The following is a 24,531-nucleotide window of genomic DNA, read 5'->3' on the forward strand; positions in this document are numbered from 1 at the left end:
AAAAATCTTAAAATTTTTGAATATCTGACGGCTTAATTACTAGTAATCAGAAGGAAGTGATTTTCCAACTATAGTTAAATTGATACCATTTGCACATTGAAATGGCTAGTAGGCATAATTCAAATATTTTTTATGGGAGATAATTCGGAACTTTATAATGCAAATAAAGTACACCCTATCGCTCCCGACAAAGATCCGGCATTGGGATAGGGTTCTATGACATATTTGAGTTAGTTGGTTAATTAAGTAAGCCCTATCGTATCCTTAAACGATAGGGTTATTTGTTGGTAATATTTGGCTCATAAAACAGTCCTTCCTGCATACTATACATTGGCATTAAATTAAAACCGTTTATACATTTAAAAGTGCAAAATATACAGAAGTGACGTAATGCTATTATGATAAAATATATCTTGATAGAAGCATTATAATGATATGAAAAATATAAAAAAGCGTTTTATTAATTCTCTAAAGTTTGTATGTATGATTTTGGTTTTGGGTACCCAAACATTACTACATGGTAGTTGGAGGGTAGACGATACAAACCAAAAAACGATCTAGTTAAAACGAAAATTTAGGATATTACTTGGATACTATGAAGGGCTATAAGTCAAATTTTATTCCTTGTGCCAAAGGTAGTTCCGTTGTGTAGTTAATGGTATTCGTTTGTCTTCTCATATATATTTTCCAAGCATCGGAACCGCTTTCACGACCTCCTCCAGTTTCTTTTTCACCTCCGAAGGCACCACCAATTTCCGCACCGGACGTTCCAATATTAACGTTGGCAATACCACAATCACTACCTGCTACGGATAAGAAACGTTCAGCTTCACGTAAATTATTGGTCATTATGGCAGAAGAAAGCCCTTGTACAACTCCGTTTTGAATTGCGATAGCATTTTCTAATTCTCCAGAATATTTAAGCAAATACAACACGGGAGCAAAAGTTTCATGCTGTACAATTTCAAAATCGTTCTTAGCTTCTGCAATAGCAGGTTTCACATAACAACCACTTTCATAGCCTTCTCCTTCTAGGACTCCTCCTTCAACAATAATCTTTCCTCCTTCAGCAACCACTTTTTCCAGTGCCTTGGAATAATGGGAAACGGCATCTGTATCAATTAATGGCCCTACATGATTATTTTCATCTAACGGATTTCCAATGCGCAACTGTCCATAAGCCGCAACTACGGCATCTTTCACCTTGTCATATATAGAATCATGAATAATTAACCTTCTTGTTGAGGTGCAGCGTTGGCCTGCAGTCCCCACGGCTCCAAAAACGGCTCCTATAACGGTCATTTTGATATCTGCGTCCGGTGTTACGATTATAGCATTGTTGCCACCTAATTCTAACAGGGATTTCCCTAATCTTGCGGCTACTGCCTGTGCTACTATCTTACCCATTCGAATAGAACCTGTGGCAGAAACCAAAGGAATTCTAACGTCTTGGGTCATAAGTTCTCCAACTTTGTAATCACCATTGATCATACAGGAGATACCTTCTGGCAAATCATTCTCCTTAAACACCTGTGCCGCTATATTTTGACAAGCTACTCCGCATAACGGTGTTTTTTCAGACGGTTTCCAAACACAGACATCTCCACAAATCCAAGCCAGTGCAGTATTCCAAGCCCAAACGGCAACTGGAAAATTAAACGCAGATATGATTCCTACGACGCCCAAGGCATGGTATTGTTCGTACATTCTATGGCCAGGCCTTTCAGAGTGCATGGTTAAACCATGCAGTTGTCGGGAAAGTCCAACAGCAAAATCACAGATATCTATCATTTCTTGGACCTCTCCCAGACCTTCTTGGTAACTCTTGCCCATTTCGTAAGAAACCAATTTTCCTAAAGGTTCTTTTAATTCTCTAAGCTTTTCTCCAAACTGTCTTACGACTTCGCCGCGTAGCGGAGCGGGTTTTTTACGCCATGTCTTAAAAGCGCTAGTCGCAGCATCCATTACTTTAGCATAGTCTTCTTTGGAGGTTGTTTTGACTTTTCCAATCAGTGAACCATCAACTGGAGAGTAAGATTCAATAATAGCTCCAGAAGAGAAATTATCAGAACCCGTTGAAGTTCCATCATTTAAGTCAGTAATTCCCAACGCTTTTAGAGCCTTGTCTATTCCAAATTCTGCAGCTACTTTTGACATTTTATAACTTTTTGAAGGTGTATTGTTAAATTTTAACAAAGTTACGAATAATATAATGCTTAGGCACCTTTTTTGAGCACGGTAACTTTTGAAATTTTTTCATTATTTACCTCGTAAATGAGGACCAATTCTAAAATGTCCTTACTTCCGTTACGACCTATAATACTTTCATGGTCAATTATCTTATTTCCAAATATGGTGCGTGTTAAGATGGTGGAATGTAAATTGGGAGATGCTTTAAAAAGTGCTGCATAAAATTGCTCACATGCTTCTGCTCCTTTCATAGTTTGCGTTCCCTCCGCGAAGTCATAGAAAGTTATAGAAGAATCAATAACGGACATAAATTGGGCTATGTCTCTTTGGTTGTATGCTTCTAACTGCTTTTGAACTACTTGTTCCGGGGTCATTTTTTGACTCATTAATTTTGAAGTTGAACCGAGTATAATCAGTATTATTATTGAAACACTTTTATGGAAAGTCATAAGAATATAATTAAGGCTATGGCAATGAGAGCCGGCATAGCTTGTATATAGAATATTTTTTTTGAAACACTGAGCGCACCATATATTCCGGCTACGGCAACGCATCCTAGAAAGAATAAAGAAATATGATTTTTCCAAATTACGTCTTCAATGAAAAAAGTCCATATAAGCCCTGCCGCCAGAAATCCGTTATAAAGTCCTTGATTAGCGGCCATGGATTTGGTTGGTTCAAATAATTCTTTAGGGAAATTCCAAAATATCTTTGGGCCTTTCGTGGTCCATGCGAACATTTCAAACCATAGAAAATAGAGATGTAAAAATGCAACTGACCCAACTAAAACGGAAGTGATTATATTCATTAAATTTCTTTTACAAAACGTTCATCTACAGGCATTACCGTTGCGCAATTGTCACAGGTTCTTAGTTCTTTAGAGGCATAGAAATGTTTAAAGTGACTTAGAAAGTCTTTTTCAATATCGTTAAGCGTAAAGTAGGCCTCGTATAATTTATGGTTGCAATTATCGCAGAACCAAAGTAGCCCGTCATCTACGTTCATAGCTGCTCTTTTACGCTCAATAACCAAACCAATTGAACCTTTATGACGTACCGGGGAATGCGGAACTTTTGCCGGATGTAGATACATATCTCCTGGTCCTAACTTTAAGGTCTTTTTTTGTCGATTTTCCTGAATATGGATTTCTATTTGTCCTTCGAGCTGATAAAAAAGTTCTTCGGTCTCATTATAGTGATAATCTTTTCGTGCATTAGGTCCTGCCACGATCATAACGATATAATCACCGGCATCTTTGTATAGGTTTTTATTACCAACAGGAGGTTTCAAAGAATCGCGATTCTCCGCTATCCACTTATCTAAGTTAAAAGGAGCTCTTATACTCATGGTTTAATTTTAAGGAAAGTTAAAAAAACCCTAGGGGCTAACCTAAAACGCAAGCATAAAAAAAGCCTTTGGGTATCAAAGGCTTTATATTTGATTTTCAAATTTTAATTATCTGTAGAACATTTGCGTAAAGTATAAATTACCCTCATTATTGGCTTTTATACTTATAGCCGAGTGCGTATAATCTCCTTCTAGACTTTTTCTATGAGAGTTACTGGCTATCCAAGCTTCTAATACCTCTTCCATATCGTCATAGTTTCTTGCTACGTTTTCAGCAACATGAGATGCTCCCGTTTTTTCGGCTATACCCTTCGCGCGTTCACCAAATTTAGCATGGCTTACGTTATTTTTGGAAATCATATGGTCATTATGCTGTCCGGCATAATAATAGGTAGTACTCTCGAAAGTCAATTGATTTAATCCAACGTTGACCCTGTAGTCATTCACCAAATCAAACAGCTCTGCTTCCAAGGCGGTATGTGTTCCTGATGAAATTTCTTGTCCTACTTCATTTAAAGTTGAATTGTCTTCCTCTAAAACAGGTTCTAATTCTTGTTTAGAGCAAGAGCTAAAAATACTTAAGGTAATTACAAGTAAAATGATAAATTTAAATTTCATGACTTGGGGGTCTATAAATTTGTTATACGATAAAAGTAACGCGGAAGCGAAGGTTCCTGAGAAAAATATCTATATCGGTAAGGAAAAACTCGATGTGTTGTAAAATAAGGGTATATAGGGCCTAATCGGTGAAACGCAAGCTAATTTTCATCCGTAAAATCGTGTATTTTAAGGAGATTATACCGCTTTGACCTTGAATAATTACAGGTAGTCGGTAGTGTAAAAATTGATTAACCGATAGCGTGTCTAAAAATCTCGTTTAAATGGACCCTGAATCTATATCAGTATTATTTTCTGTAGAACAGCTGCGTAAAATAGAAATTACCAGCTTGGTCCTTCTTAACGCTTATGGCTGTGTGGGTAAAATCACCTTCCATAGTTTTCTTGTGGTTAACACTATTGTACCAACCTTCAAAAGCCCCCACGGCGGTGACATAATCCTTGGCCACATTCTCGGCAACCATTTCTACGGCTTCCTCAGAAGCTATGCTGGAAGCTCTAGAACTGAAGTTGTCGTGACTTAAACTACCTTTACTTATCATATAATCGGTATGAATATTGGCGTATTTATAGGCCACTGTACTAAACAGTAACTTGTTCATGTCTAAACTTGTTCTGTGGTTATTTACAATTTCCAATATTTCATTTTCCAGATGTACTACATTGTCGGCCTCAACAACAGGCAAATCCTCTACAGTATCTGTCGTGCAGGAAGATAAAAACAATACAAATAAAATCTGGACTACATAAAGTAATCTCATTTTCATAATTCGTTCTATTTGTAAGTAGGCCGTTCAGCGTAGCGAAGTAGGTGTGGAAGATGGGGTAATCTCATGTTCTCATATCGATAGGGGATATCGACTGGATAATATTAGATAAAATCACATGAATTACCGCTGTATCGATTTTTTTTTCGATGAAGGGGACTAAAAGTAAGAAGAACTGCTTTCTTTTAAATTTTTACGTTATGCTCTATATCGGATTTAGCTTGCAACACGTAATCAAAGACAAAGGCTCCGAGGTCCTTCACGGGTTGGTACAGGGCAGATTCCTTTTTGAGTTCCTCATCTACCAAGCCTATATTTTCAGTAATACGGTCAAAAAATATTAGAATAGCCCCAAGAATTACGGCAACCTTTAAAGCTCCAAAAAGTCCCCCAGCTATTTTGTTTAAAAGACCAAGCATAGCAAAATCAGCTATTTTGGTTAAAAATTTGCCAGCGGTATTAACTAGTATTACAATTAATATAAAGGTGATGATAAATGCGATAATACTAATGTGTTGTTCATTCCAAGCTATACGGTCAGCAAGGTAACCTCCAGTGATATAGGAAAAATGAATGGCACCGTAAATACCGGCGATTAGGGCAATAATAGAAGCTATCTCTACAAATAATCCATTTTTTAATCCTTTCCAGAGACCCCATAAAAGAAGAAGCCCCAGAATAATATCCAAAAAATTCATTTCAAAAAGTGTTTTAACAAATATAGTGGTTTGATTAGTACCTTTGCCAGCCTAAAACATGTGCTAAAGTGTATACTAAATGGCAAGAGATGAAGAATTAAAGAATCGGTGGAAATCGTTGGTGACAAAACTTTCTAATCAGTTTGCTGATGGAGATGCTTTGGAGCTAGATGCTATTATTTATTTGGTAGGTGTTCAAGAGCTAGGGCAATATCATAGAAAATATAAGAAAGACGATAAGTTAGACCTTATGCATATTGCCATATGTAGATTGTTAGAACCTTATGGCTACTATGAATTTGATTTCTTTGACGAAGAGGGTTGGCCCCATTATAAAATCAAAGAAGAACTACCAGTGCTAAAGGCGGGCGAACAGGCTGTTTTAATGAAACAAGCTATTGTAGATTACTTTTTAGAGAAAGCATTCATTCAGTAAAACATCACTATCTAGAACTTCCTTCTTTTTGGTTAAAATAGTACTTTAATAAAGTATTACAGGTTACGCCAACGTTTGCGTTAGATTTCACTTTGTAGAACTCACTAATTCCCGTTATATTTAGTTATTCAGGTCGATAACAATGGTTGACGAGGACGAATTAAAACCAAATTACAGATGAGTAACTATATCATTGCATTAGATCAGGGGACAACCAGCTCTAGAGCCTTACTGGTAGATCAAGAAGGTAAAATTCAGGGAATGGTGCAAAAGGAATTTAAGCAGCTATTTCCAAAATCGGGCTGGGTAGAACATGACCCCATAGAAATTTTGGAAACGCAGTTGGGTGTTCTCAAAGATTTAATTGCCCAAAGTAATGTTGCTTTATCCAGTATTAAGGGTATAGGTATTACCAACCAAAGAGAAACCACGGTAGTCTGGGATAAACATACCGGTAAACCAGTTTATAATGCCATAGTTTGGCAAGACAAGAGAACCGCAGATATATGTGAAGACTTAAAAAAAGAAGGGCTCACGGAGTATGTAAGGAAAACAACTGGCCTGGTTATAGATTCTTATTTCTCTGGTACTAAAGTGAAGTGGATTTTAGATCATGTAGATGGGGCTAGAGCTAAGGCAGAACGGGGAGATTTATTAATGGGAACCATAGATTCTTGGTTGGTTTGGAACATGTCTATCGCTAAAAATCACCTCACAGATTATACCAACGCTTCAAGAACCCTGATATACGATATTGTTAATTTAAAGTGGGATGCTAAACTTTTAAAAGCGTTAACCATTCCTAAGAGCATGCTTCCAGAAGTAAAACCTTCTGCCTATCATTTTGGTGATTATGAAATTGAAGGGAACCGTATTCCAATAACTGGTATTGCAGGCGATCAGCAAGCGGCGCTTTTTGGTCAGGGATGCTTCACAAAAGGAACGGCAAAGAACACTTATGGCACAGGATGTTTCATGTTAATGAATACAGGGGAGAAGCCACAGTTCTCAAAAAATGGACTTTTAACAACCATAGGATATGGATTAAATGGCAAGGTAACCTATGCTTTAGAAGGAAGTATTTTCATTGCAGGTGCAGCAATACAATGGTTGCGAGACGGCTTGGAGTTAATTGCCGATGCAAAGGAAACCGAGACGCTAGCAGATTCGGTTACAGAAGAAAGTTCGGTATATGTAGTTCCTGCCTTTGCAGGATTAGGAGCTCCTTATTGGGATATGTATGCGCGTGGAGCTATTTTTGGATTAACGAGAGACACCGGAAAAGCACATCTTGCCAAGGCTACTCTAGAAGCATTGGCTTATCAAACAAAGGATATTCTCAAAGCCATGGAAGATGATTCTGGAGTTCAGTTAGCAAATTTAAGAGTTGATGGTGGTGCATCTGCCAATGATTATTTAATGCAATTTCAGGCAGATATCTTGGATACTGAAGTTCATCGCCCAGAGGTGATAGAATCTACAGCTATGGGAGCTGCCTTTTTAGCTGGTATCCAAGTAGGTCTTTGGACCCAATCTGATATTGACCAAAGTAGGCCTATGAACCGTATTTTTAAACCAACCTTCGATAGAGTAAAACGTAAAAGACTCTATAAGAATTGGCACAAAGCAGTTGAGCGCACCAAAGGTTGGGAAGAAAATTAAATAAAGAAAATTCTATTAAAACATACAGAAATCAGCAATCTCCACAAAAAGAAAAAGCTATGAGTACTATTGAATTTTCTAACTTAAAAAGGAAAGATACTATTGCCCAACTAAAAAAGGAGCATTTTGATCTAGTTGTTATCGGTGGCGGAATCACAGGGGGTGGTATTGCCTTAGATGCCGCATCTAGAGGTTTAAAAGTAGCACTAGTAGAAAAAAACGATTTTGCTTCAGGCACCAGTAGTAAATCTACCAAGCTCATTCATGGAGGATTGCGCTACTTAAAACAGTTCGATTTTTGGTTGGTAAAGGAAGTAGGTTCGGAAAGAGCTATTGTCCATAAATTGGCACCACACCTGGTACTACCAGAAAAAATGCTGTTACCCTTAATAGAAAATGGTTCGTATGGCAAATGGCTTACTTCAATCGGTTTAAAAGTGTACGATATCTTGGCACAGGTGACTGGTGAGGATAAAAGAAAAATGCTAGAGAAGAAAGAAGCTTTAAAATTAGAACCTTTATTGCCTAAAAAAATACTTAAAGGAGCTGGTTATTATGCGGAGTATAGAACAGACGACGCCCGCCTAACCATAGAGAATATAAAAACCAGTTTGCAGTTTGGGGCAACAGCATTGAACTATGCCTCAGTGACCGATTTTATCTATAAGGACAAAACAATTGCGGGAGTTGCCGTTAAAGATGAACTTTCAGGCAAAACCTTTACAATCAATGCTAAGTATGTTATTAGTGCTGCCGGACCTTGGGTAGATGAGTTAAGAAGTGTCAATAATTCCAAAAAAGGAAAGCGTTTACATTTAACGAAAGGAGTTCATCTCGTGTTCCCTAAAGAGAAGCTCCCCGTAAAACAATCGGTGTATTTTGATATTCCAGATGGTAGAATGATGTTTGCCATTCCAAGGGGAAAGGTAACTTATGTGGGCACCACGGATACCAATTTTAATCTGGACAAAGATAATGTAAGAACGGATTTAGCAGATGCCATTTATTTGCTTTCGGCCGTAAATAATATGTTTCCCAAAATTAACTTGGAGATGGAGGATATCGTTTCCTCTTGGGCAGGTCTTAGACCTTTAATTCACGAAGAAGGCAAGTCCGCTTCGGAACTCTCACGGAAAGATGAGATTTTTACTTCGGATACAGGTCTTATCAGTATTGCAGGTGGGAAACTAACCGGTTATCGTAAAATGGCCGAGCGTGTGGTAGATCGCATTGCTAAAATGTTAGAGGAAGACCATCAAAAAGAGCTTAAGCCATGCACAACCGATAAAATTCCCCTTTGCGGGAATGAGTTCAAAAAGTTTAAGCATGTAAAAAAATACATCACTGCCATTTATGAACGAATTCAGATTGATGGGTTTTCTGAACATGACGCTTGGTTCCTAGTGACCAATTATGGCAAGCAAACGGAAACAGTTTTAGAATTATATAGTAAAAGAAAGGAAACGGATAATGCCACAAAATTGATTCTTGCCGAGCTACAGTTCGGTATTGCCTACGAAATGGTTCAAGACCCTATGGATTTCTTCATTAGAAGAACAGGGAGGTTGTATTTCGATATTGATAGTGTACGGCAATTTATGGAACCTGTACTTCAAGAATTTCAGGTAGTTTATAAGGTAGACGATGCGCAAATATTACAATGGAAAGAAACATTGATGGCAGAGTTAGAAGAACATTCCAATTTTTCTATGGAAAGGGTTTAGTTTAGTCAGTGCCTTTAGAGTTTTGATATTTTACAATATTATTAATCATGAAGATTTGTCTTTCACAAAAGGATATCAAGACTGATATTTTTATTTTGTTGAGAAACCTTTTCTATCCTAAGTATTTTTTTATTGGAGGGGGTGTCTAAGGTAATAGTACTCCCTTCTATTTTTCCTATTATGGCCGCACCTAAACAACTGAGTAAGGATATTTTATTTTGGGAAGAATTTTCCTTGGAAGGTAGTACTAATTGAAAGTCCTTTTTACATCCTCTTTTTGTAGATACCGTAACTATTGAATTAATACGCACAACATTTTTAGGTATTTCATCTTCAGAATAAACGCAAGCTGTTTCTAAGTTACTTGACAATTCTTTTAGATGCCTCAATAAGGTTTTATCCCTATGGTAACTTGAAAGAGTAATAAACCTTTTCAGAAGTATAAATTCTTTTTTCTCGACGATTAGGTTTTCGGTATTCATATTTATTTCAATAGAGGGTAATGAACTAAATATTAATTATGAATTTGAGTTTCTAATTGTTTTCTAGGATAAAATATAAGTGCTAGCATGGCAATTCCGATGATGACAAGAAAAGCAACTTCAAGTTTTGATAGTAGAATATTCATGCCAAGCGATTTATTGGAAAGTGCTGTTAACTGTTCGCTTTGTCGCAGTTGAATCTGTGATAAACCATTTAATTTCTCTTTGATTTCTTTAACTGTTTTCATGGTTAGTTCGTCATTACTGTTTTCAATTTTAGTAATAGAACGTGAGTTGCTTTGCGCTAATTTCTGTAAGTTCAAAAACTGAAATTTTAGTTCGCGCAGTAGTTTAGACTCTTTCATTGTTAACTCCGTAATCTCAAAATCTGATAATAGTGCCACGATTTTGTTATTTTCAGACGCACTTTCTTTGAAATCATTATTACGGATAAGCCGTAGCTCTTTTGCGTGAAAAATATTGTTCAGCTTGTATATTATATTTTGAGCTACTACCCTATCCTTATATACTGAATTAACGGTAGTCTGAACGGTAGAAAAATGTCTTTGATCTAATCGATTAGAACCTAATACCAATAGAAATGCCATGGCTAGGACTAAACCTATTTGAATTCGTTGGGACGTGTTGAGTTTTGCAAACATAACCTCTATTTTTTATTACCATAATTGCTGTATTTAGATTTTAATAGCGGATTTAGTTAAAAACCCACTTAGTGGTTATCTTTTATTTTAAATGAACAAGAACTAATGCACCAAGTGGGTTTCATCAACCAACCAAAATACCTACAATACTTCTAACTCACCAGAGGCTAGGGCTTCTTTAAAGTCTACGGATACTGTGGTATGACTTCCAAAGAAACGATTACCGTCCGTACGCTTTATTTTAACTAGAGTAGTACCGTCTTTTTTCTCCTTTATGGAGGTTACCATCACTTTTTCACCTTGAGCTCTTTTGTAATTAGCGATACCACCTCTTTTAATAATAAAATTAGCTCGTGGGAAATTAATGTGTTTGTACGTATTGGTTTCTGGTTTCCCAATTTCGAAAACATCACCTACATTAACTTTGATTTGTGCTTCATTCACATTTTGCTGTGCGTTTAACAGACTAACTGAAAATAATAGGGCAATTGCATACTTTATCATAACTATTATATTTTAAGGGTTATTACTTATATGACCACTAAACGGCAAATGCTATGCCCATAAAATATGCTGTGTGTGCCAAAAAAATACAACTAATTAATTATCAGTAATTTAAAATTCTAAATTTAAAAATTATGCATTTGTAAAGTGGGGAATTTCTCACCAGTTGATGAATTTTTCCTCAATTGGTTAGCTTAATTTATCCCGTAAGGTCTTACGGTCTATTTGGAGAATTTCAGCAGCTTTAGTCTTGTTGCCTTGGGTGTGGTCTAGTACGCGCCGTACATATTGCTTTTCCATTTCACGAAGTGGAAGAAAACTGGTGTTAGCGGGAAAAACTATCTTTAATTTTAGAAAATCAGGAAGATGTTCAATATTAATAAAACCGTCGGACATGATTACGGCCCTTTGTATGCTGTTTTCTAGTTCGCGGATATTACCTGGCCAATGGTAGCGTTCTAGAACCTTTAAAGCCTCTGGAGAGATGCGAAGTAAGCGGTCTCTATATTCAATTCCATATTTACGTAAAAATTTTTCGACCAATAAAGGAATATCGGATTTTCTATCCCGTAGCGGGGGCACATTTATTTCCACCACTGTTAAGCGATAATACAGGTCTTCCCGAAAATCTTTGTTTTTAATATCTTCAAGTAGATTGGCATTGGTCGCAGCAATAATTCGGATATCTACCTTTTCCGCTTTTCGAGAACCTACTTTCGTAATTTCTTTTTCCTGCAGGGCACGAAGTAGTTTTGTTTGTACCGCCAAGGATGCCGTGCCAATCTCATCTAAAAAAAGGGTGCCACCTTGGGCGGCTTGGAAAAAGCCATTGCGGTTTTCATTGGCTCCTGTAAAGGCCCCTTTCATATATCCAAAAAGCTCGGCTTCCTGTAAATTTTCAGGAATAGCACCACAATTCACTGTAATGAATGGTGCTCTTGAAAACTTACCGGAATAGTGAACGGCACGTGCTACCAGCTCTTTTCCGGTACCACTTTCCCCTTTTATTAGGACGGTTGCCTTATTATCCTTAACACGATCTATAATGTTAATGACCTTGAGAAAAGATTCTGAATTGCCCACCATATCTCCGTAGTCATTACGGTTTAAGGGTGCTTTGGGTTTTTTATCTTTTCTTTTTGCTCCGTGATTGAGAGCTTTTTCGACACTTTGTTTAAGTTCTTCTTTGGTAAAAGGTTTGGTTAAATAATCTATTGCTCCAGATTTAATAACCTCTAAAGCTCCATCTACAGAAGGATATCCTGTGATAACAAGTTTGGGTATTTCAGGATAATGCTCGTTTGCGAATTTGAGTAGTTGAAGCCCGTCTACTTCTGGCATTTGAATATCTGTGATCAATAAATCTATAAACGTATCCTTCAGGATAAATAGAGCTTCTTTAACGGAAACCGCTTTGTAGGTATGGTAGTCCATCGATTTTAAATGCCTTTGTAGTAGCTCTAAAATATCAATGTCATCATCTACGATAAGAATGCTCTCGTTGCGCAATGCCATATTTACAATTTAGGGAAATCAATAGTAAATATAGTTCCTTTTGGGACATTAGGTTTATGTGATATTTGTCCTTTATGGCTGCCAATAATACCATGTACCACGCTAAGGCCTAAACCGGAACCTTCCCCAATAGGCTTAGTAGTAAAGAATGGCTCAAAGATTTTATCTTCATTTTCTGGAGCTATGCCTTTACCTTGGTCAGAAATTTGAATCCTAATTTTGTTTCCTTTTTCTACAACATTTACGGCTATCGTTCCGCCGACGGGCGAATAATAAGCGGCATTCATAATGAGGTTGAACAATACCTGCGTTAATTGTACTGTATCGGCGCGGAATTCCATGACATCATTGTTGAAAGACGTGGTTAGGTTTATTTTTTTCTCTCGCAATGAAGGAGCAAGTAATTTTAAAACATTTTCAATAACCGGTTTTAAGGTCACCGCTATCATTTCTTGAGGCATTTCACAGGCGAAGAACATTAGTTTCTTTACGATTTCACGGCAGAAAATAGTATTATCCATTATCTTTTTTAAATCCCGTAAGGCTTCAGGGTCTTTAATACTATCCTGTACTAATTCCGTAAAACCAAGAATGTTGGCCAGTGGTGTATTGAGTTCATGGGCTATACCCGCTGTAATTTCTCCTAGGATATGTAAACGATCTGCACGTTCCATTTGTCTTCTCGTGGCTGCCTCGCTATCACGAATTTGTTTTCTCTCCAGAAGATTACCTACGGCAAGACTAACATTATCTAGCAAGGTCTGCTCTTCTTCCAAAAAATCTTCAATGGTATACTTGCTTTTTGGATAGGCAACGGTTATACAACCATCTATTTTATTAAAAACCTTAATATTGGATGTTATACCAATACTATCTTCATTATAATCTTCCGTTTGTACTTTGTAGTCTGTAACGTAAAGATGAGCCTCCGTGTCTTCCACAAATTGCCAACCACGCTTAAGGCAATACATTATTGCTTCTAGGGAAGACTCCAACTGGTCGTAGTCAGAATTTACGATAATAGAGGTAACCTCATAGAGACAGGTCAGCTCTTTTACACGTTCTTTTAGTTTTGCTTCAACAGAATTCATACGATGCGTTCTTGATATAGTCTAGTGTAAAGGTCTAAAATTATTCTTTGTTATTAAAAATTGACTATACGGGTTAGCATACTAAGGGCAAAGAAAGGAAACGGATAATGCCACAAAATTAATTCTTGCCGAGCTTCAATTTGGTATTGCCTACGAAATGGTTCAAGACCCTATGGATTTCTTCATTAGAAGAACAGGGAGGTTGTATTTCGATATTGATAGTGTACGGCAATTTATGGAACCTGTGCTTCAAGAATTTCAGGCAGTTTATAAGGTAGACGATGCGCAAATATTACAATGGAAAGAAACCTTAATGACAGCACTAAAGGAGCATTCCGATTTTTCTATGGAAAGGGTTTAATCCAACTTATCCGTCAGTTTTTTAAAGAGTTTTTTGGCATTTCCGTTCTTATACAGAATATCATAAACCGTGTCTATGATCGGGGTTTTGGATTTTTTCTTGTGCTTTTGGTTCAACAAGTAGGCACTTTTGGTTGCATAGTAACCTTCGGCCACCATACTCATTTCCATTTGTGCACTTTTTACGGTATAACCCTTTCCTATCATGTTCCCAAACATACGGTTGCGACTAAAAGTAGAGTAGCCTGTGACCAGAAGATCACCCAGATAGGCAGAGTTGTTAATGTTCCGTTTCATCTTGTGCACCCGTTTAATAAAACGCTTCATTTCGCGTATGGCATTGCTCATTAAAACACTCTGAAAATTATCGCCATAGCCTAAGCCGTGCGCAATTCCTGCAGCTATGGCATAAATATTCTTTAGCATGGCGGCATATTCCGTTCCAATAATATCATCAGATATTTTGGTTTTTATATAATCGCTGGCCAAAGCTTTAGCAACTATTTGTGCTTTGGTTGCATCAGCGCAGGCTAGGGTTAAATAAGAAAGTCGTTCCAGAGCTACCTCCTCGGCGTGGCAGGGCCCTGTAATTACGCCAATATTTTCAAAAGGAATGTTGTACTGTTCGTGGAAATGTTCGCCAACAATTAAACCCGTTTCTGGAACGATACCTTTAATTGCAGAGAATATAATTTTATCTGATACAGCAACCTTTAGTTTTTGTAATTCACTATCTAGAAATGCAGACGGAATAGCAAAGATGAGAATCTCTGCATTGGTAATTGTATAGTTTAAATCAGTAGAAAGATCTAACAAATTTGTATTGAATTCTACGGAACTTAAATAATTAGGATTGTGTTGATGTGTTGCAATATGAGCTACGGCATCGGCATTACGCATGTACCAACCAACGCAATGCTGGTTTTCTGTCAGCATTTTTACAATTGCCGTTGCCCAACTACCGCCGCCAAGTACGGCAAATTTCATTTCGCTCATCATCGCTAATATTAATTATTCAAAATTACCAAATTAATAACAGTGTATTATATATTGATAATCATATAGTTATACAATTTGGCATAGAGATTGTTTTCTTATTAAAGAATCATAAAACCAAGGGAGATGAAAAAGATAAAACTACTATTAGGATATGTATTAATGACTGTATTATTGGTTTCTTGCTATGCAGATGTTATTGTGACCGATGATTTTATTGAGGAATCTGCTTTTAATACCGATCAGGTATTGCAATCGTATGATTTATGGTATGTAGATATTAATGCAACCCGAGGTAACGGAGAAGTACCTTTTTTACAAAGAGCGTTTACGCTAAGTTTTATTAACGGTGCATTATATGCAAACAATAATATCGTGGGTATAGGCAAAACAGGGGACGGACTTGGAATAGATGTAGGTTTCTATAGCACCCTACGTGGTGTGGTAGAAATTGATCATGATATAGATGGAAGGTGGTTATTAGAAGTATATGCTACAAACGGAAATACGATTGAGTTATATGACGCAAGCTCCGATACCTCATATTTTCTGCGGGGTTTCCAAAGAAATAATTTTGATTACGACCAAGTGTTCTATGATAATATAAACTACTTTATTCAAGAGTATAGTGTTTGGGAAAAGGTATTTACGAGTGAAGAAGGAGCTATTAATGATTTTGACGATGAGAACTTTTTACAGTTTTTGCCCACATTTTTTAGGTCTTCCATTGATGATTCAGGAACCCCGATAAGTCAGCTACAGTGGGATTTTGAAGGTAATTATCAAGTGTATGATATTGCTAATGATAATACGCTAAAAGCTTTAACCTTGGAATACGATTTTATGGGTGATGATTATTTTGAGCTGTATGTGATCAATGATGCTACCATAGAACTGTACCACCCAGATAGTGAAACAGTATATGAATTTAGAGGTAGGGGTTATCAGCAGTATTTAAAATCTGGAAAAGGAGTAGAAGCTAAGAAAAGAACAAAAACGACTCGTCCTATAATGAACGTAAAGCGTAAAAGAAAATAAGGCTCATTTCATGTAGCTGTAACAATTTAGGTTGGTTATTTAGTTGAAAATTGTTCTCAAATCCGGTTACAAAAACGGGTTTGAGGCAGTTTTTTTATTTTACAGATACCAGCTTTTTTCTAAAGGCAGATGGGTTCTCTCCGGTTACTTTTTTAAAACTGCGATTAAAATAAGAAAGACTCTCAAAGCCACACTCGTAACAGGTTTCGCTAACGTTCTTTCCAGAGAGAAGCAGACGTTTTGCCTGACTAATACGATATTGATTTAAAAAAGAGATAAAAGTGCTTCCTGTAGTTTTTTTAAAATACCTACAGAACGCTTCTTTTGATAAGTTGCAGGCACCCGCTATTTCCGTTAAGGTAATTTTTTCATGATAACGTTCGTCTATTAGCGCATATATCTTGCGCAGTCGTTTTTGTTCTTTTTTACTGTATTTATTTACAAAGGGTTTGGTGTGTAGCAATTCAAATTCTTTGCTTTCAGAGAGCTTTTTTAGGATGGTGATTACTTGCATAAAAAATGCAAACGGCTCTAAAAGGTGTAGGGTTTTTAGAAGTGTTCCGATTTCCTTTTTGGTTTCACCATAAAAAGCAATACCGTATTTTGAAAGTTCCAATAAACGATCTATTTGTTTAAGTTCGGGTAAGGCATCAAGCGTATTTTCCTTAAAAGTCGGTTTTATGTGTAGCACTTCTTTTCTATAGGTTGAGGTAACACCATGATCAAAATTAAGGTGGGGAATATTTGAACCGATGAGTACCAAATCAGAATCTTTAAACGCTGAAATATGATTACCCACATGTCTTTTTGCGCTGGCACCTTCAATATATACCAATTCTAATTCTGGATGAAAATGCCAATAAAAAAGATGGTTTAGTTTGGGGTCGTGTAACAATCTAAACGGACTTTTAGAATCTGGCGTTATGGTCTCTAATTGTATTTTCATAGTGTAATTACAGCAACCTTAGGTTTTCTTAAAAAATAGAAAGTATAACAAAAATGACTAAAAAATTAAATAAAAGGTAAATTTAAGTCAATATAGTTCAAATTTATATCAATATTAAGGTAGTTTGCTTCTATGAAGCGAAGTAGTTTTATACAATCAATTTAAAGCGTTTAAAACAGTAATACTATGGAACAGACAAAGAATAAAGTAGTTATGGCCAATACGGCTCATGAGGAAATTCCTGGTAATCCGTCGACTGCAACAAGCAGCAAACAACGGCTAAATGACCGTTCTAACGGCAAGCCATTACGGGTGTTGAGTGAGGATGATTGGAAGTTCTGGAAACATAATGGCTACATTGTTATAAAGAATGCCGTACCCAAGGCACAGGCTAAAAAGACCGCAGATTTTCTTTGGGAGTTTGATGAAAAGAACCCGAACGACAAGACTACCTGGTATGCTCCACCCCGAGCCGAAATGAAAATGAAGGAGTTAACAGGAACCGGAATGGTAGAGGTATACAACCATCAATTATTATGGAACAATAGACAAACGCAACGGGTCTATGATGCTTTTGTAGATGTTTGGGGCACGGAGAAATTATGGGTCACCATTGATCGTGCCAACTTAAATTTTCCATTACCTCCCGGCGTTGATAAAAAAGGGTTCATTCATTGGGACTATGACCCGGAAACTCGCCCCCAAAATGTACAAGGTGTTTTGGCATTAGCGGACCAAGAAGATGAGAATATGGGCGGATTTCAGTGCATTCCTTGGTTGTACCGAAATTACGATTCTTGGAAACTGACCCAACCAGAAGACCGCGATCGTTTTCAACCAGATATTTCGGATTTGGAAGACAAGATTGTAAAGGTAAAAATGCAGGCAGGTGATTTGCTAATTTTTAACAGTACGGAACCCCATGGTATTCGTCCTAATAAATCAAAAGATAAAGTACGTATAGCGCAGTATATTTCTATGATGCCAGCGGAGGAGGAAAACCAAGAATTAAAGAATTGGCGCATTAATTCTTGGAAGCACCGTATTGCTCCAGAGGGCTATGCTTTTCCGGGAGACCCAAGAAATTGGGAACAAACCAAATATGAAACGGCTAAATTAACGCAACTAGGGGAGCAATTATTGGGATTAAAAGCATGGTAAACTGCTAAATCGTTAATAATCATAACCCTTTTAGGGGCGTTAGGGAAATAGTCTTATTTTTGCGCCCTTAAAATAGGAAGCGTGCGTAAGTATCTTAATTTATTCGATTTTAAACAAAAAGTAGATTACAAGACCGAAATCCTGTCGGGCTTAACCGTTGCCTTGGCATTGGTGCCAGAGGCCATCGCTTTTGCCTTAATTCCAGGTTTCTCTCCCTTAACGGGACTTTATGCCGCATTCATATTGGCTTTGGTCACTTCTATTTTAGGAGGGCGACCGGGAATGATATCCGGTGCAACAGGAGCAGTAGCGGTTATCTTCGTAGGATTGATACTAGAACTAAAGCGTAATTTTCCTGGAATAGAACCGGAAACTATATTGAACTATGTTTTTGCTACGGTAATTATAGCAGGCGTGCTTCAGATTTTGGCAGGGGTCTTGCGATTAGGAAAGTTTATTCGTTTGGTGCCGCATCCGGTAATGTTCGGTTTTGTTAACGGTCTGGCTATCATCATCTTTATGGCGCAGTTCCCCAACTTTTATGTGAAGGGTACGGAAACGCTATTAAGTGGTAGTTCCTTATACATTATGCTCGGTTTAACACTGGTGACGATGCTGATTATTTGGGGGCTTCCAAAATTGACGAAAGCAGTACCTTCATCCTTGGTAGCTATCGTTGTGGTATCAGCAATTGTAATTGGTTTTGGGGTAGATACCCTAACCGTGGCAGATACCATGCGCGAAGGAGAAAGCATCAAAGGTGGTTTTCCGCCCTTATCCATTCCGCAACTTCCCTTTACTTTGGAAACCTTTAAAATCATTATTCCTTATGCTGCAATTGTAGCAGGGGTAGGGTTAATAGAAAGTTTATTAACACTTAATATCATTGATGAAATTACGGAGACCCGTGGTAGTGGTAACAAGGAATGTGTAGCGCAGGGAACTGCGAATATCCTTTCCGGATTTTTATCGGGAATGGGTGGTTGTGCTATGATCGGGCAAAGTTTAATTAATACGTCTTCGGGCGCACGTGCTAGGCTTTCAGGAATTACGGCGGCAGTAATGTTATTGGTGTTCATCATGTTCGGTTCTAGCCTTATAGAACGTTTGCCTATGGCGGCCTTAGTAGGGCTTATGTTCATGGTGGCCATTGGTACTTTTGAATGGGCAAGTTTTAAGACCTTTCGTAAAATGCCGAACTCGGATGTGGTAGTGATGGTTTTAGTAACCTTGATTACGGCTATTACCCATAACTTGGCAGTAGCGGTATTATTAGGGGTCATTATTTCTGCGCTGGCCTATTCTTGGGAGAATGCCAAACGTATTAGAGCAAGAAAGCATGTAGATGAAAATGGCGTTAAACATTATGAAATCTACGGACCTTTGTTTTTTGGGTCTACGACCTTATTTGCGGAAAAGTTCGATGTTCAAAATGACCCGGAAGAGGTAATTATCGATTTTCAAGAGAGTCGTGTCGCGGATATGTCCGGAATCGAGGCTTTGAATAAGATTACGGAGCGTTATGCAAAGGCTGGAAAAAAAGTACACTTAAGACATTTGAGTAAGGACTGTATTCGACTTTTGGCCGATGCCGAAGATATTATTGATGTAAATGTCATGGAAGACCCGACCTATAAAGTAGCGGTCGATAAAGTTGCCAAAAAGAAAGAAGGCGATGGCGATAACCCCTTTAAACTATGGGGATTGTAGATTGTTCTTTAGCCTGTCCAGAACTGGACCAATAACCAAAGGATTCCTATAGCTCCTACAAAAGCCAAACCATAACGGCCTAATTCCTGAAGCCGCTCTTTTTTAGCCTCTGCAATAATCTTATCTCTGATTACCTTTTGTTGAAAGGGTGTTAGTTCCTTAAAGTGAAGTTGGGTGTCTCCCGTATAACCTGCATAGGACTCCCTTATTTCTTTAAAACTACGGCGCTTATGTAATAAAGCCCTATTCGCTTTCACCGTTTTCATAGCGTGCATTGCAAAACCTCCTCCTCCCATAATCATTGTCTTTACATATGGGTAGGGAAAACAGTAAAAATGTTACAAAAAAAAAGCCTCTAGCACCAGCTAGCAAACTCCTGTAGTAGGGTCGCAGCTATCACCTTCGCTTATCACTTCAATTGGAGCCACTTGGGCAAAAGCCTCCAAGAATACACTTTTAGGCTGCGCACCGCTGATGCCATATTTGTCATTGATTATAAAGAAGGGCACTCCGGTTACACCCCGTTGTTGGTAATGTGCAATCTCCTGTTTTACGGCATAAGCAATATTCTCATCCGCTAGCACCTGAGTGGTTTTTTCAGCTTCCCAACCAAATTCACCCATAATCTGTATTAAAATCTCAGATTTGTTGAGGTGCAGATTTTCATCAAAATACGCCTTTAGAAAACGCTCTTTTAGTGCATCTTTAAATCCTTCTGCCCCTGCTACTTGCAATAACTGGTGTAAGGGCAAGGTGTTTACGGCAAGCCATTTATCTCCAAAATTAAAAGTAATTCCCTCTCCTTCTCCGGCCTCCACCAAACGGTCGGTCATTTCTTGTACTCGTTCTAAATCGCCAAATTTATTAGTGAGGTAGGTAACCCTATCCAAACCCTCGTCTGGGATTGTAGGGTCTAATTGATAGGGGTGCCATTCTATTTCTACGGGAGTACCTTTCCAATCTTTTATTGCTGCCTCAAGTCTTCGTTTACCCACATAACACCATGGACAGGCAACATCGGATACGACAGCTACTTTTATCTTTTCTTCTTGCATCGCAAAAGGGGTCTTTTATTTTTGTTTTGAGCCTTATTGGTCGTGTTATAGTAAAAGAACTTACTCGTTTGTAGTGTTCCGGTGCTGACTAGGAATACCTAGGATAAACTAATCTACAAATACTAAGTATTCTATTCGAAAATCAGCGTTGTCCGGTCTTGTGATTTCTACGGAATAGCCAAAACCTTCCATTCGGTAACTGTACAGTATTTTCGTCAAGGTATTGTTCGTACGGGTGATACCCATATCACTGGACCATACTTCTTTCGGTTTGTTGGGTTCTTCCAATAGTTCTTTGTCGGGTCCAACAGGGTTTGGAAAGCCAAGCGTTTTAGGCAGCTCATAGATACTTGCAACCAGATAATAAACCTCATGCCAACTAGTGGCCGGTAGCGTGTAGGTATCTATAGCACCTTCATGAAAATCGGGGTCTGTAGATTTACTCTCAAAAGTTATACTAGGGAAAGTTTCTTTTAGTTTTAGAATGTATTCCTCGGTACTTTCATCGGGTAGACGTAATCTTATGGGGGAGAGGTATCCGCTAAAGGCGTAACCTACCTGCCCATCGTAACCAAGTTTCAGCATACTACCTTTAATATGTTCCACTTCTAGGGTTTCAGGGCTGCCTTTCTCTAAGCGCAGAACTTCACTTCCCAAGGGCATAGTCGCTAGTTTTTCACTATCCAAAGATGCTTCTTTCCGCAAGCTTAATCCGTTAGGGGCTATAACATATTGTTTTTCAGCTTCAAAGCTACTTTCAATATCGGTTTTAGTTGTTGTGGCTTCTTTTACAGTTTCGGTCTTTTGCGGCAGGGCTTTATCCTTACAGGAAAACAGTCCAACACAAAGAAATGCAAAGAGGAAAATTTTTAAATTGGTCATGATAGCAGGTATTTTTTACTCGATAATCGAGATTTATATGCTCCTAGGCTTACGTTGAAATTAAATGTTATTTTCCTTTTAATGCTTACCCCCTAGGTAGTTTACTGGACTAAAATTAAGGTATTCGCACTACAAAATACCTAAGCATTTATTTAGATTCCAACAAATAGTGCGTAGCAATAAAGAATAGGGAAATGGCCTCTCCCCAAAATAAGCTAAAAAGTCCAATGAAATCTAACGCTAAAACTACGGGCAGTACTACCGCTATTGCCAGCACATAGCGCGTCCATTCCTTTTTATCATTGGATACAAATGCGGTAATGATGGCAGAACCTAAAAAGAACAGGATAGCAAAGGCATAATGCCAGATGGGATAATCTAAATGCGGAAAATAGATAACACCGAATAAGGCGATACCCAGGATAATATTATAACCTTTACCGACTTTTTTAATCGTTTGCTGCGCTGCATGTTGTGGTTGTAAATGGATGGCCCCGTTAAAAATGAACATGGCACCCGCTAGCGCCAAAAGACTTCCGTACCAGTAACTATGGCACATGTACACATAGTTGCTAATACTATCTCGTAGCGTACGCCCGTCATCTGCGAGCCAAAGTATAAAAGGGGTCAGTACCAAAATACAGGCAATAATACGCTCCGCCTTTACTTTAGGTTCTATGGCATGATATATTTTCTCGGTTTTTACCTTAATGTGCTGAAGCATTTGCATGACTTATTATTTACGGAATACTTGGCTTTTAAAGTACTAAGAAAAAAGGAGTTAGCATTTACTTCTATTCGAATACCAAGAAAATCCTGCGTAACTTTCAACAGTCCAATCAAAATTGATCGTAGTATGAAACGGCACCTTGATCTTCTCGTAGTATTTCTTTTCTTTTCCGTATCGATAATGGCACAAAATGAGGACACCAAGGTGGTGCTGATTACGCTAGATGGTCTGCGTTGGCAGGAGCTTTTTACAGGAGTAGATGCACTTCTGGTAACGAATACCGATTTCGTAAACGATACTACAAGTTTAAAAGAAGAATTTTGGCGAGAGGATGCTAAGAAACGCAGGGAAGTTCTATTTCCTTTTTTATGGTCGTATGGAGCTACAAATGGCCAATTACATGGTAATAGAACCTTGGGCAGTAAAATGAACCTTAGTAATAACCTGTGGTTCAGTTATCCGGGATATAACGAAATCCTTTCCGGGTTTGCGGACGATAGCCGTATTACTAGTAATGATAAAGTACCGAATCCTAACAAAACGGTTTTGGAAATTACGAACAGGTCGGCCAAGTATAGGGGAAAGGTTGCGGCTTTTGGCAGTTGGGATGTGTTTCCGTATATCGTAAACGAGGCCCGTTCCGGTGTACCGGTTAATGCGGGGTTCGATTTAGCAGAGGGCAATGACCTTACGGAACGAGAAAAATTCTTGAATCAGTTACAACCAAAAGTACCCAGTCCTTGGGCCACCGTTCGGTTAGATGCTTTTACCCATTATTATGCGGTGGAATACATGAAAAAGAACCATCCGGAATTGATGTATATCGCTTATGGTGAAACCGATGATTTTGCACACGATGGGGATTATTCGGCCTACTTGCATGCTGCCCACAATACCGATGCATTGCTTGCGGAATTATGGAAACTCACCCAGTCCGACCCATTTTATAAGGACAATACCCTCTTTTTGATTACCACGGACCATGGGCGAGGTACGCAACCGCTAGAAACTTGGAAAGGGCATGGTGCTTCCGTTGCCGGCGCTGGTGCGGTCTGGCTTATTGCTTATGGTAAAGGCGTAACTGCCAAGGGAGAAGTTTCTAAGAGCGAACAATGGTTCAGTAACCAAGTTGCGCCTACTATTTTAAAGGCTTTACAAATAGCTGGTGATGAAGAACAAATGCAAGGCAAGCCCTTGGTTTTGGACTAGTTTTTATTAAAGTGAACGCCTCGACTCCGCTCAGGACATTGCCCTTTGGAACAGGACATCGACTAGGCCGGACATTCATGCCACAATAACTACCTTTGGTATTGATGAAAAAACGGAAATTTTCCTTTAGTGATATCCTGTTCGTAGTCTTTATAGGGCTGTTGCTATTCCCTCAAACCCGAACGCCCATACAGGTCGCTTTGAACAAAGTGCGTGTTGCCGTATTTTCTCCCAGTGTGTTAGATGGGGAAGAGCGGACACAATTACAACCGTTTACCTATCGTGTAGCAACTATGGACGGAGCACAGCTGTCTGTGCCTATAGGCGATGGAAAAATCACCTTTATCAGTTATTGGGCCACTTGGTGTCCGCCCTGTATTGCTGAATTACCGAGTATACAAAAGTTACATGCGGATTATGGAGAACAGGTCACGTTTTTGTTACTGACCAATGAAAAGCCCGAGACCGTAAAGCGATTTTTGAAAAAGAAGGCTTTGGACCTACCGGTTTTTATCCCTCAAATGAAGGCTCCGGAAGCCTTATATGAAACCAGTATTCCCACGAATTATGTGTTGGACCAAAAAGGCAAAATCATTATCAAGGAAACAGGTGCGGCCAATTGGAACAGTAAAAGAGTACGGCAGCTCCTTAATAATCTCTTGCAAGAATAGCACATGTGCTAAAGCGTTCACTTCACTTATCCATGCTTTTGCACATGATTAACCACCATTGACAACATATTGTAGGA

The 24,531-nt window shown here is 38.3% G+C and carries 27 protein-coding genes; 9 read left to right on the forward strand and 18 right to left on the reverse strand.

Features of this window, described 5'->3' with window-relative positions; all coding sequences use genetic code 11:
- Positions 1-603: 603 nt before the first annotated feature.
- The 7 genes from SJY09_RS14595 to SJY09_RS14625 form a co-directional block, all read right to left on the reverse strand.
- A complete protein-coding gene (locus tag SJY09_RS14595; RefSeq protein WP_396636433.1) occupies positions 604-2,157 on the reverse strand; it encodes an aldehyde dehydrogenase family protein in 1,554 nt (517 codons plus the stop codon).
- 59 nt (positions 2,158-2,216) lie between these two features.
- Complete coding sequence (locus SJY09_RS14600; RefSeq protein ID WP_396636434.1) at positions 2,217-2,576, reverse strand: nuclear transport factor 2 family protein; 360 nt, start codon at positions 2,574-2,576, stop codon at positions 2,217-2,219.
- 59 nt (positions 2,577-2,635) lie between these two features.
- Positions 2,636-2,998, reverse strand: a complete 363-nt coding sequence (locus SJY09_RS14605; protein ID WP_396636435.1) for a DUF1304 domain-containing protein — start codon at positions 2,996-2,998, stop codon at positions 2,636-2,638.
- Positions 2,998-3,537 carry a 3-hydroxyanthranilate 3,4-dioxygenase gene (locus SJY09_RS14610; protein WP_396636436.1) on the reverse strand — a complete coding sequence of 180 codons (540 nt, stop codon included), beginning with the start codon at positions 3,535-3,537 and terminating at the stop codon, positions 2,998-3,000. The genes SJY09_RS14605 and SJY09_RS14610 overlap by 1 nt, the downstream gene beginning before the upstream one ends.
- Positions 3,538-3,645: 108 nt before the next feature.
- Positions 3,646-4,155 (reverse strand): CAP domain-containing protein, encoded by a 510-nt coding sequence (locus tag SJY09_RS14615; protein ID WP_396636437.1) that lies wholly within the window; start codon positions 4,153-4,155, stop codon positions 3,646-3,648.
- Positions 4,156-4,442: 287 nt separating this feature from the next.
- The gene (locus SJY09_RS14620; RefSeq protein ID WP_396636438.1) at positions 4,443-4,922 is read right to left on the reverse strand and encodes a CAP domain-containing protein; all 480 of its coding nucleotides are present in this window, start codon (positions 4,920-4,922) and stop codon (positions 4,443-4,445) included.
- A gap of 185 nt (positions 4,923-5,107) precedes the next feature.
- Entirely contained in the window at positions 5,108-5,620 is a 513-nt protein-coding gene (locus tag SJY09_RS14625) for a CvpA family protein (protein WP_396636439.1), read from the reverse strand.
- Between the two features lie 79 nt (positions 5,621-5,699).
- Between SJY09_RS14625 and SJY09_RS14630 the strand changes: the two genes are divergently transcribed.
- From SJY09_RS14630 to SJY09_RS14640, 3 genes are all read left to right on the forward strand, one after another.
- A complete protein-coding gene (locus SJY09_RS14630) occupies positions 5,700-6,056 on the forward strand; it encodes a hypothetical protein (RefSeq protein WP_396636440.1) in 357 nt (118 codons plus the stop codon).
- A gap of 177 nt (positions 6,057-6,233) precedes the next feature.
- Positions 6,234-7,718 carry a glycerol kinase GlpK gene (glpK, locus tag SJY09_RS14635; RefSeq protein WP_396636441.1) on the forward strand — a complete coding sequence of 495 codons (1,485 nt, stop codon included), beginning with the start codon at positions 6,234-6,236 and terminating at the stop codon, positions 7,716-7,718.
- 59 nt (positions 7,719-7,777) lie between these two features.
- Entirely contained in the window at positions 7,778-9,442 is a 1,665-nt protein-coding gene (locus SJY09_RS14640) for a glycerol-3-phosphate dehydrogenase/oxidase (RefSeq protein ID WP_396636442.1), read from the forward strand.
- Between the two features lie 62 nt (positions 9,443-9,504).
- Here SJY09_RS14640 and SJY09_RS14645 read toward each other — a convergent pair whose 3' ends face one another.
- From SJY09_RS14645 to SJY09_RS14665, 5 genes are all read right to left on the reverse strand, one after another.
- On the reverse strand, positions 9,505-9,924 hold the full coding sequence (locus tag SJY09_RS14645; RefSeq protein ID WP_396636443.1) for a GreA/GreB family elongation factor: 420 nt from the start codon (positions 9,922-9,924) through the stop codon (positions 9,505-9,507).
- Between the two features lie 32 nt (positions 9,925-9,956).
- On the reverse strand, positions 9,957-10,586 hold the full coding sequence (locus SJY09_RS14650) for a hypothetical protein (RefSeq protein ID WP_396636444.1): 630 nt from the start codon (positions 10,584-10,586) through the stop codon (positions 9,957-9,959).
- A 141-nt stretch (positions 10,587-10,727) separates the two neighbouring features.
- Positions 10,728-11,090, reverse strand: coding sequence for a hypothetical protein (locus tag SJY09_RS14655; RefSeq protein WP_396636445.1), 363 nt, complete (start codon positions 11,088-11,090; stop codon positions 10,728-10,730).
- Between the two features lie 189 nt (positions 11,091-11,279).
- Positions 11,280-12,605, reverse strand: a complete 1,326-nt coding sequence (locus SJY09_RS14660) for a sigma-54-dependent transcriptional regulator (protein ID WP_396636446.1) — start codon at positions 12,603-12,605, stop codon at positions 11,280-11,282.
- A gap of 2 nt (positions 12,606-12,607) precedes the next feature.
- Entirely contained in the window at positions 12,608-13,696 is a 1,089-nt protein-coding gene (locus SJY09_RS14665; RefSeq protein ID WP_396636447.1) for a sensor histidine kinase, read from the reverse strand.
- A gap of 145 nt (positions 13,697-13,841) precedes the next feature.
- On the opposite strand from SJY09_RS14665, the gene SJY09_RS14670 reads away from it, so the two are divergent.
- Positions 13,842-14,057, forward strand: coding sequence for a glycerol-3-phosphate dehydrogenase C-terminal domain-containing protein (locus SJY09_RS14670; RefSeq protein ID WP_396638641.1), 216 nt, complete (start codon positions 13,842-13,844; stop codon positions 14,055-14,057).
- Here SJY09_RS14670 and SJY09_RS14675 read toward each other — a convergent pair.
- On the reverse strand, positions 14,054-15,055 hold the full coding sequence (locus SJY09_RS14675) for an NAD(P)H-dependent glycerol-3-phosphate dehydrogenase (protein WP_396636448.1): 1,002 nt from the start codon (positions 15,053-15,055) through the stop codon (positions 14,054-14,056). The genes SJY09_RS14670 and SJY09_RS14675 overlap by 4 nt on opposite strands.
- A 123-nt stretch (positions 15,056-15,178) precedes the next feature.
- On the opposite strand from SJY09_RS14675, the gene SJY09_RS14680 reads away from it, so the two are divergent.
- Positions 15,179-16,090, forward strand: a complete 912-nt coding sequence (locus tag SJY09_RS14680; RefSeq protein WP_396636449.1) for a nicotinic acid mononucleotide adenyltransferase — start codon at positions 15,179-15,181, stop codon at positions 16,088-16,090.
- Between the two features lie 94 nt (positions 16,091-16,184).
- Here the strand turns inward: SJY09_RS14680 and SJY09_RS14685 are convergent, their stop codons facing one another.
- Positions 16,185-17,036 (reverse strand): AraC family transcriptional regulator, encoded by an 852-nt coding sequence (locus SJY09_RS14685; protein WP_396636450.1) that lies wholly within the window; start codon positions 17,034-17,036, stop codon positions 16,185-16,187.
- Between the two features lie 186 nt (positions 17,037-17,222).
- On the opposite strand from SJY09_RS14685, the gene SJY09_RS14690 reads away from it, so the two are divergent.
- Positions 17,223-18,197: a phytanoyl-CoA dioxygenase family protein gene (locus SJY09_RS14690; protein WP_396636451.1), complete on the forward strand. Its 975-nt coding sequence runs from the start codon at positions 17,223-17,225 to the stop codon at positions 18,195-18,197.
- 81 nt (positions 18,198-18,278) lie between these two features.
- The gene (locus tag SJY09_RS14695; RefSeq protein WP_396636452.1) at positions 18,279-19,907 is read left to right on the forward strand and encodes a SulP family inorganic anion transporter; all 1,629 of its coding nucleotides are present in this window, start codon (positions 18,279-18,281) and stop codon (positions 19,905-19,907) included.
- Between the two features lie 8 nt (positions 19,908-19,915).
- On the opposite strand, the gene SJY09_RS14700 is transcribed toward SJY09_RS14695, so the two are convergent.
- From SJY09_RS14700 to SJY09_RS14715, 4 genes are all read right to left on the reverse strand, one after another.
- The gene (locus SJY09_RS14700; protein ID WP_396636453.1) at positions 19,916-20,203 is read right to left on the reverse strand and encodes a hypothetical protein; all 288 of its coding nucleotides are present in this window, start codon (positions 20,201-20,203) and stop codon (positions 19,916-19,918) included.
- 69 nt (positions 20,204-20,272) lie between these two features.
- The gene (locus tag SJY09_RS14705) at positions 20,273-20,962 is read right to left on the reverse strand and encodes a DsbA family protein (RefSeq protein WP_396636454.1); all 690 of its coding nucleotides are present in this window, start codon (positions 20,960-20,962) and stop codon (positions 20,273-20,275) included.
- A 108-nt stretch (positions 20,963-21,070) separates the two neighbouring features.
- The gene (locus SJY09_RS14710; protein ID WP_396636455.1) at positions 21,071-21,844 is read right to left on the reverse strand and encodes a hypothetical protein; all 774 of its coding nucleotides are present in this window, start codon (positions 21,842-21,844) and stop codon (positions 21,071-21,073) included.
- Between the two features lie 148 nt (positions 21,845-21,992).
- A complete protein-coding gene (locus tag SJY09_RS14715; protein WP_396636456.1) occupies positions 21,993-22,568 on the reverse strand; it encodes a hypothetical protein in 576 nt (191 codons plus the stop codon).
- 132 nt (positions 22,569-22,700) lie between these two features.
- Between SJY09_RS14715 and SJY09_RS14720 the strand changes: the two genes are divergently transcribed.
- Both SJY09_RS14720 and SJY09_RS14725 read left to right on the forward strand, forming a co-directional pair.
- On the forward strand, positions 22,701-23,783 hold the full coding sequence (locus SJY09_RS14720; protein WP_396636457.1) for a sulfatase-like hydrolase/transferase: 1,083 nt from the start codon (positions 22,701-22,703) through the stop codon (positions 23,781-23,783).
- A gap of 104 nt (positions 23,784-23,887) precedes the next feature.
- Entirely contained in the window at positions 23,888-24,454 is a 567-nt protein-coding gene (locus tag SJY09_RS14725) for a TlpA family protein disulfide reductase (RefSeq protein WP_396636458.1), read from the forward strand.
- Positions 24,455-24,531: the final 77 nt, after the last annotated feature.

This window comes from Maribacter sp. R77961 (assembly GCF_044594925.1).
Classification (GTDB): Bacteria; Bacteroidota; Bacteroidia; order Flavobacteriales; family Flavobacteriaceae; genus Maribacter.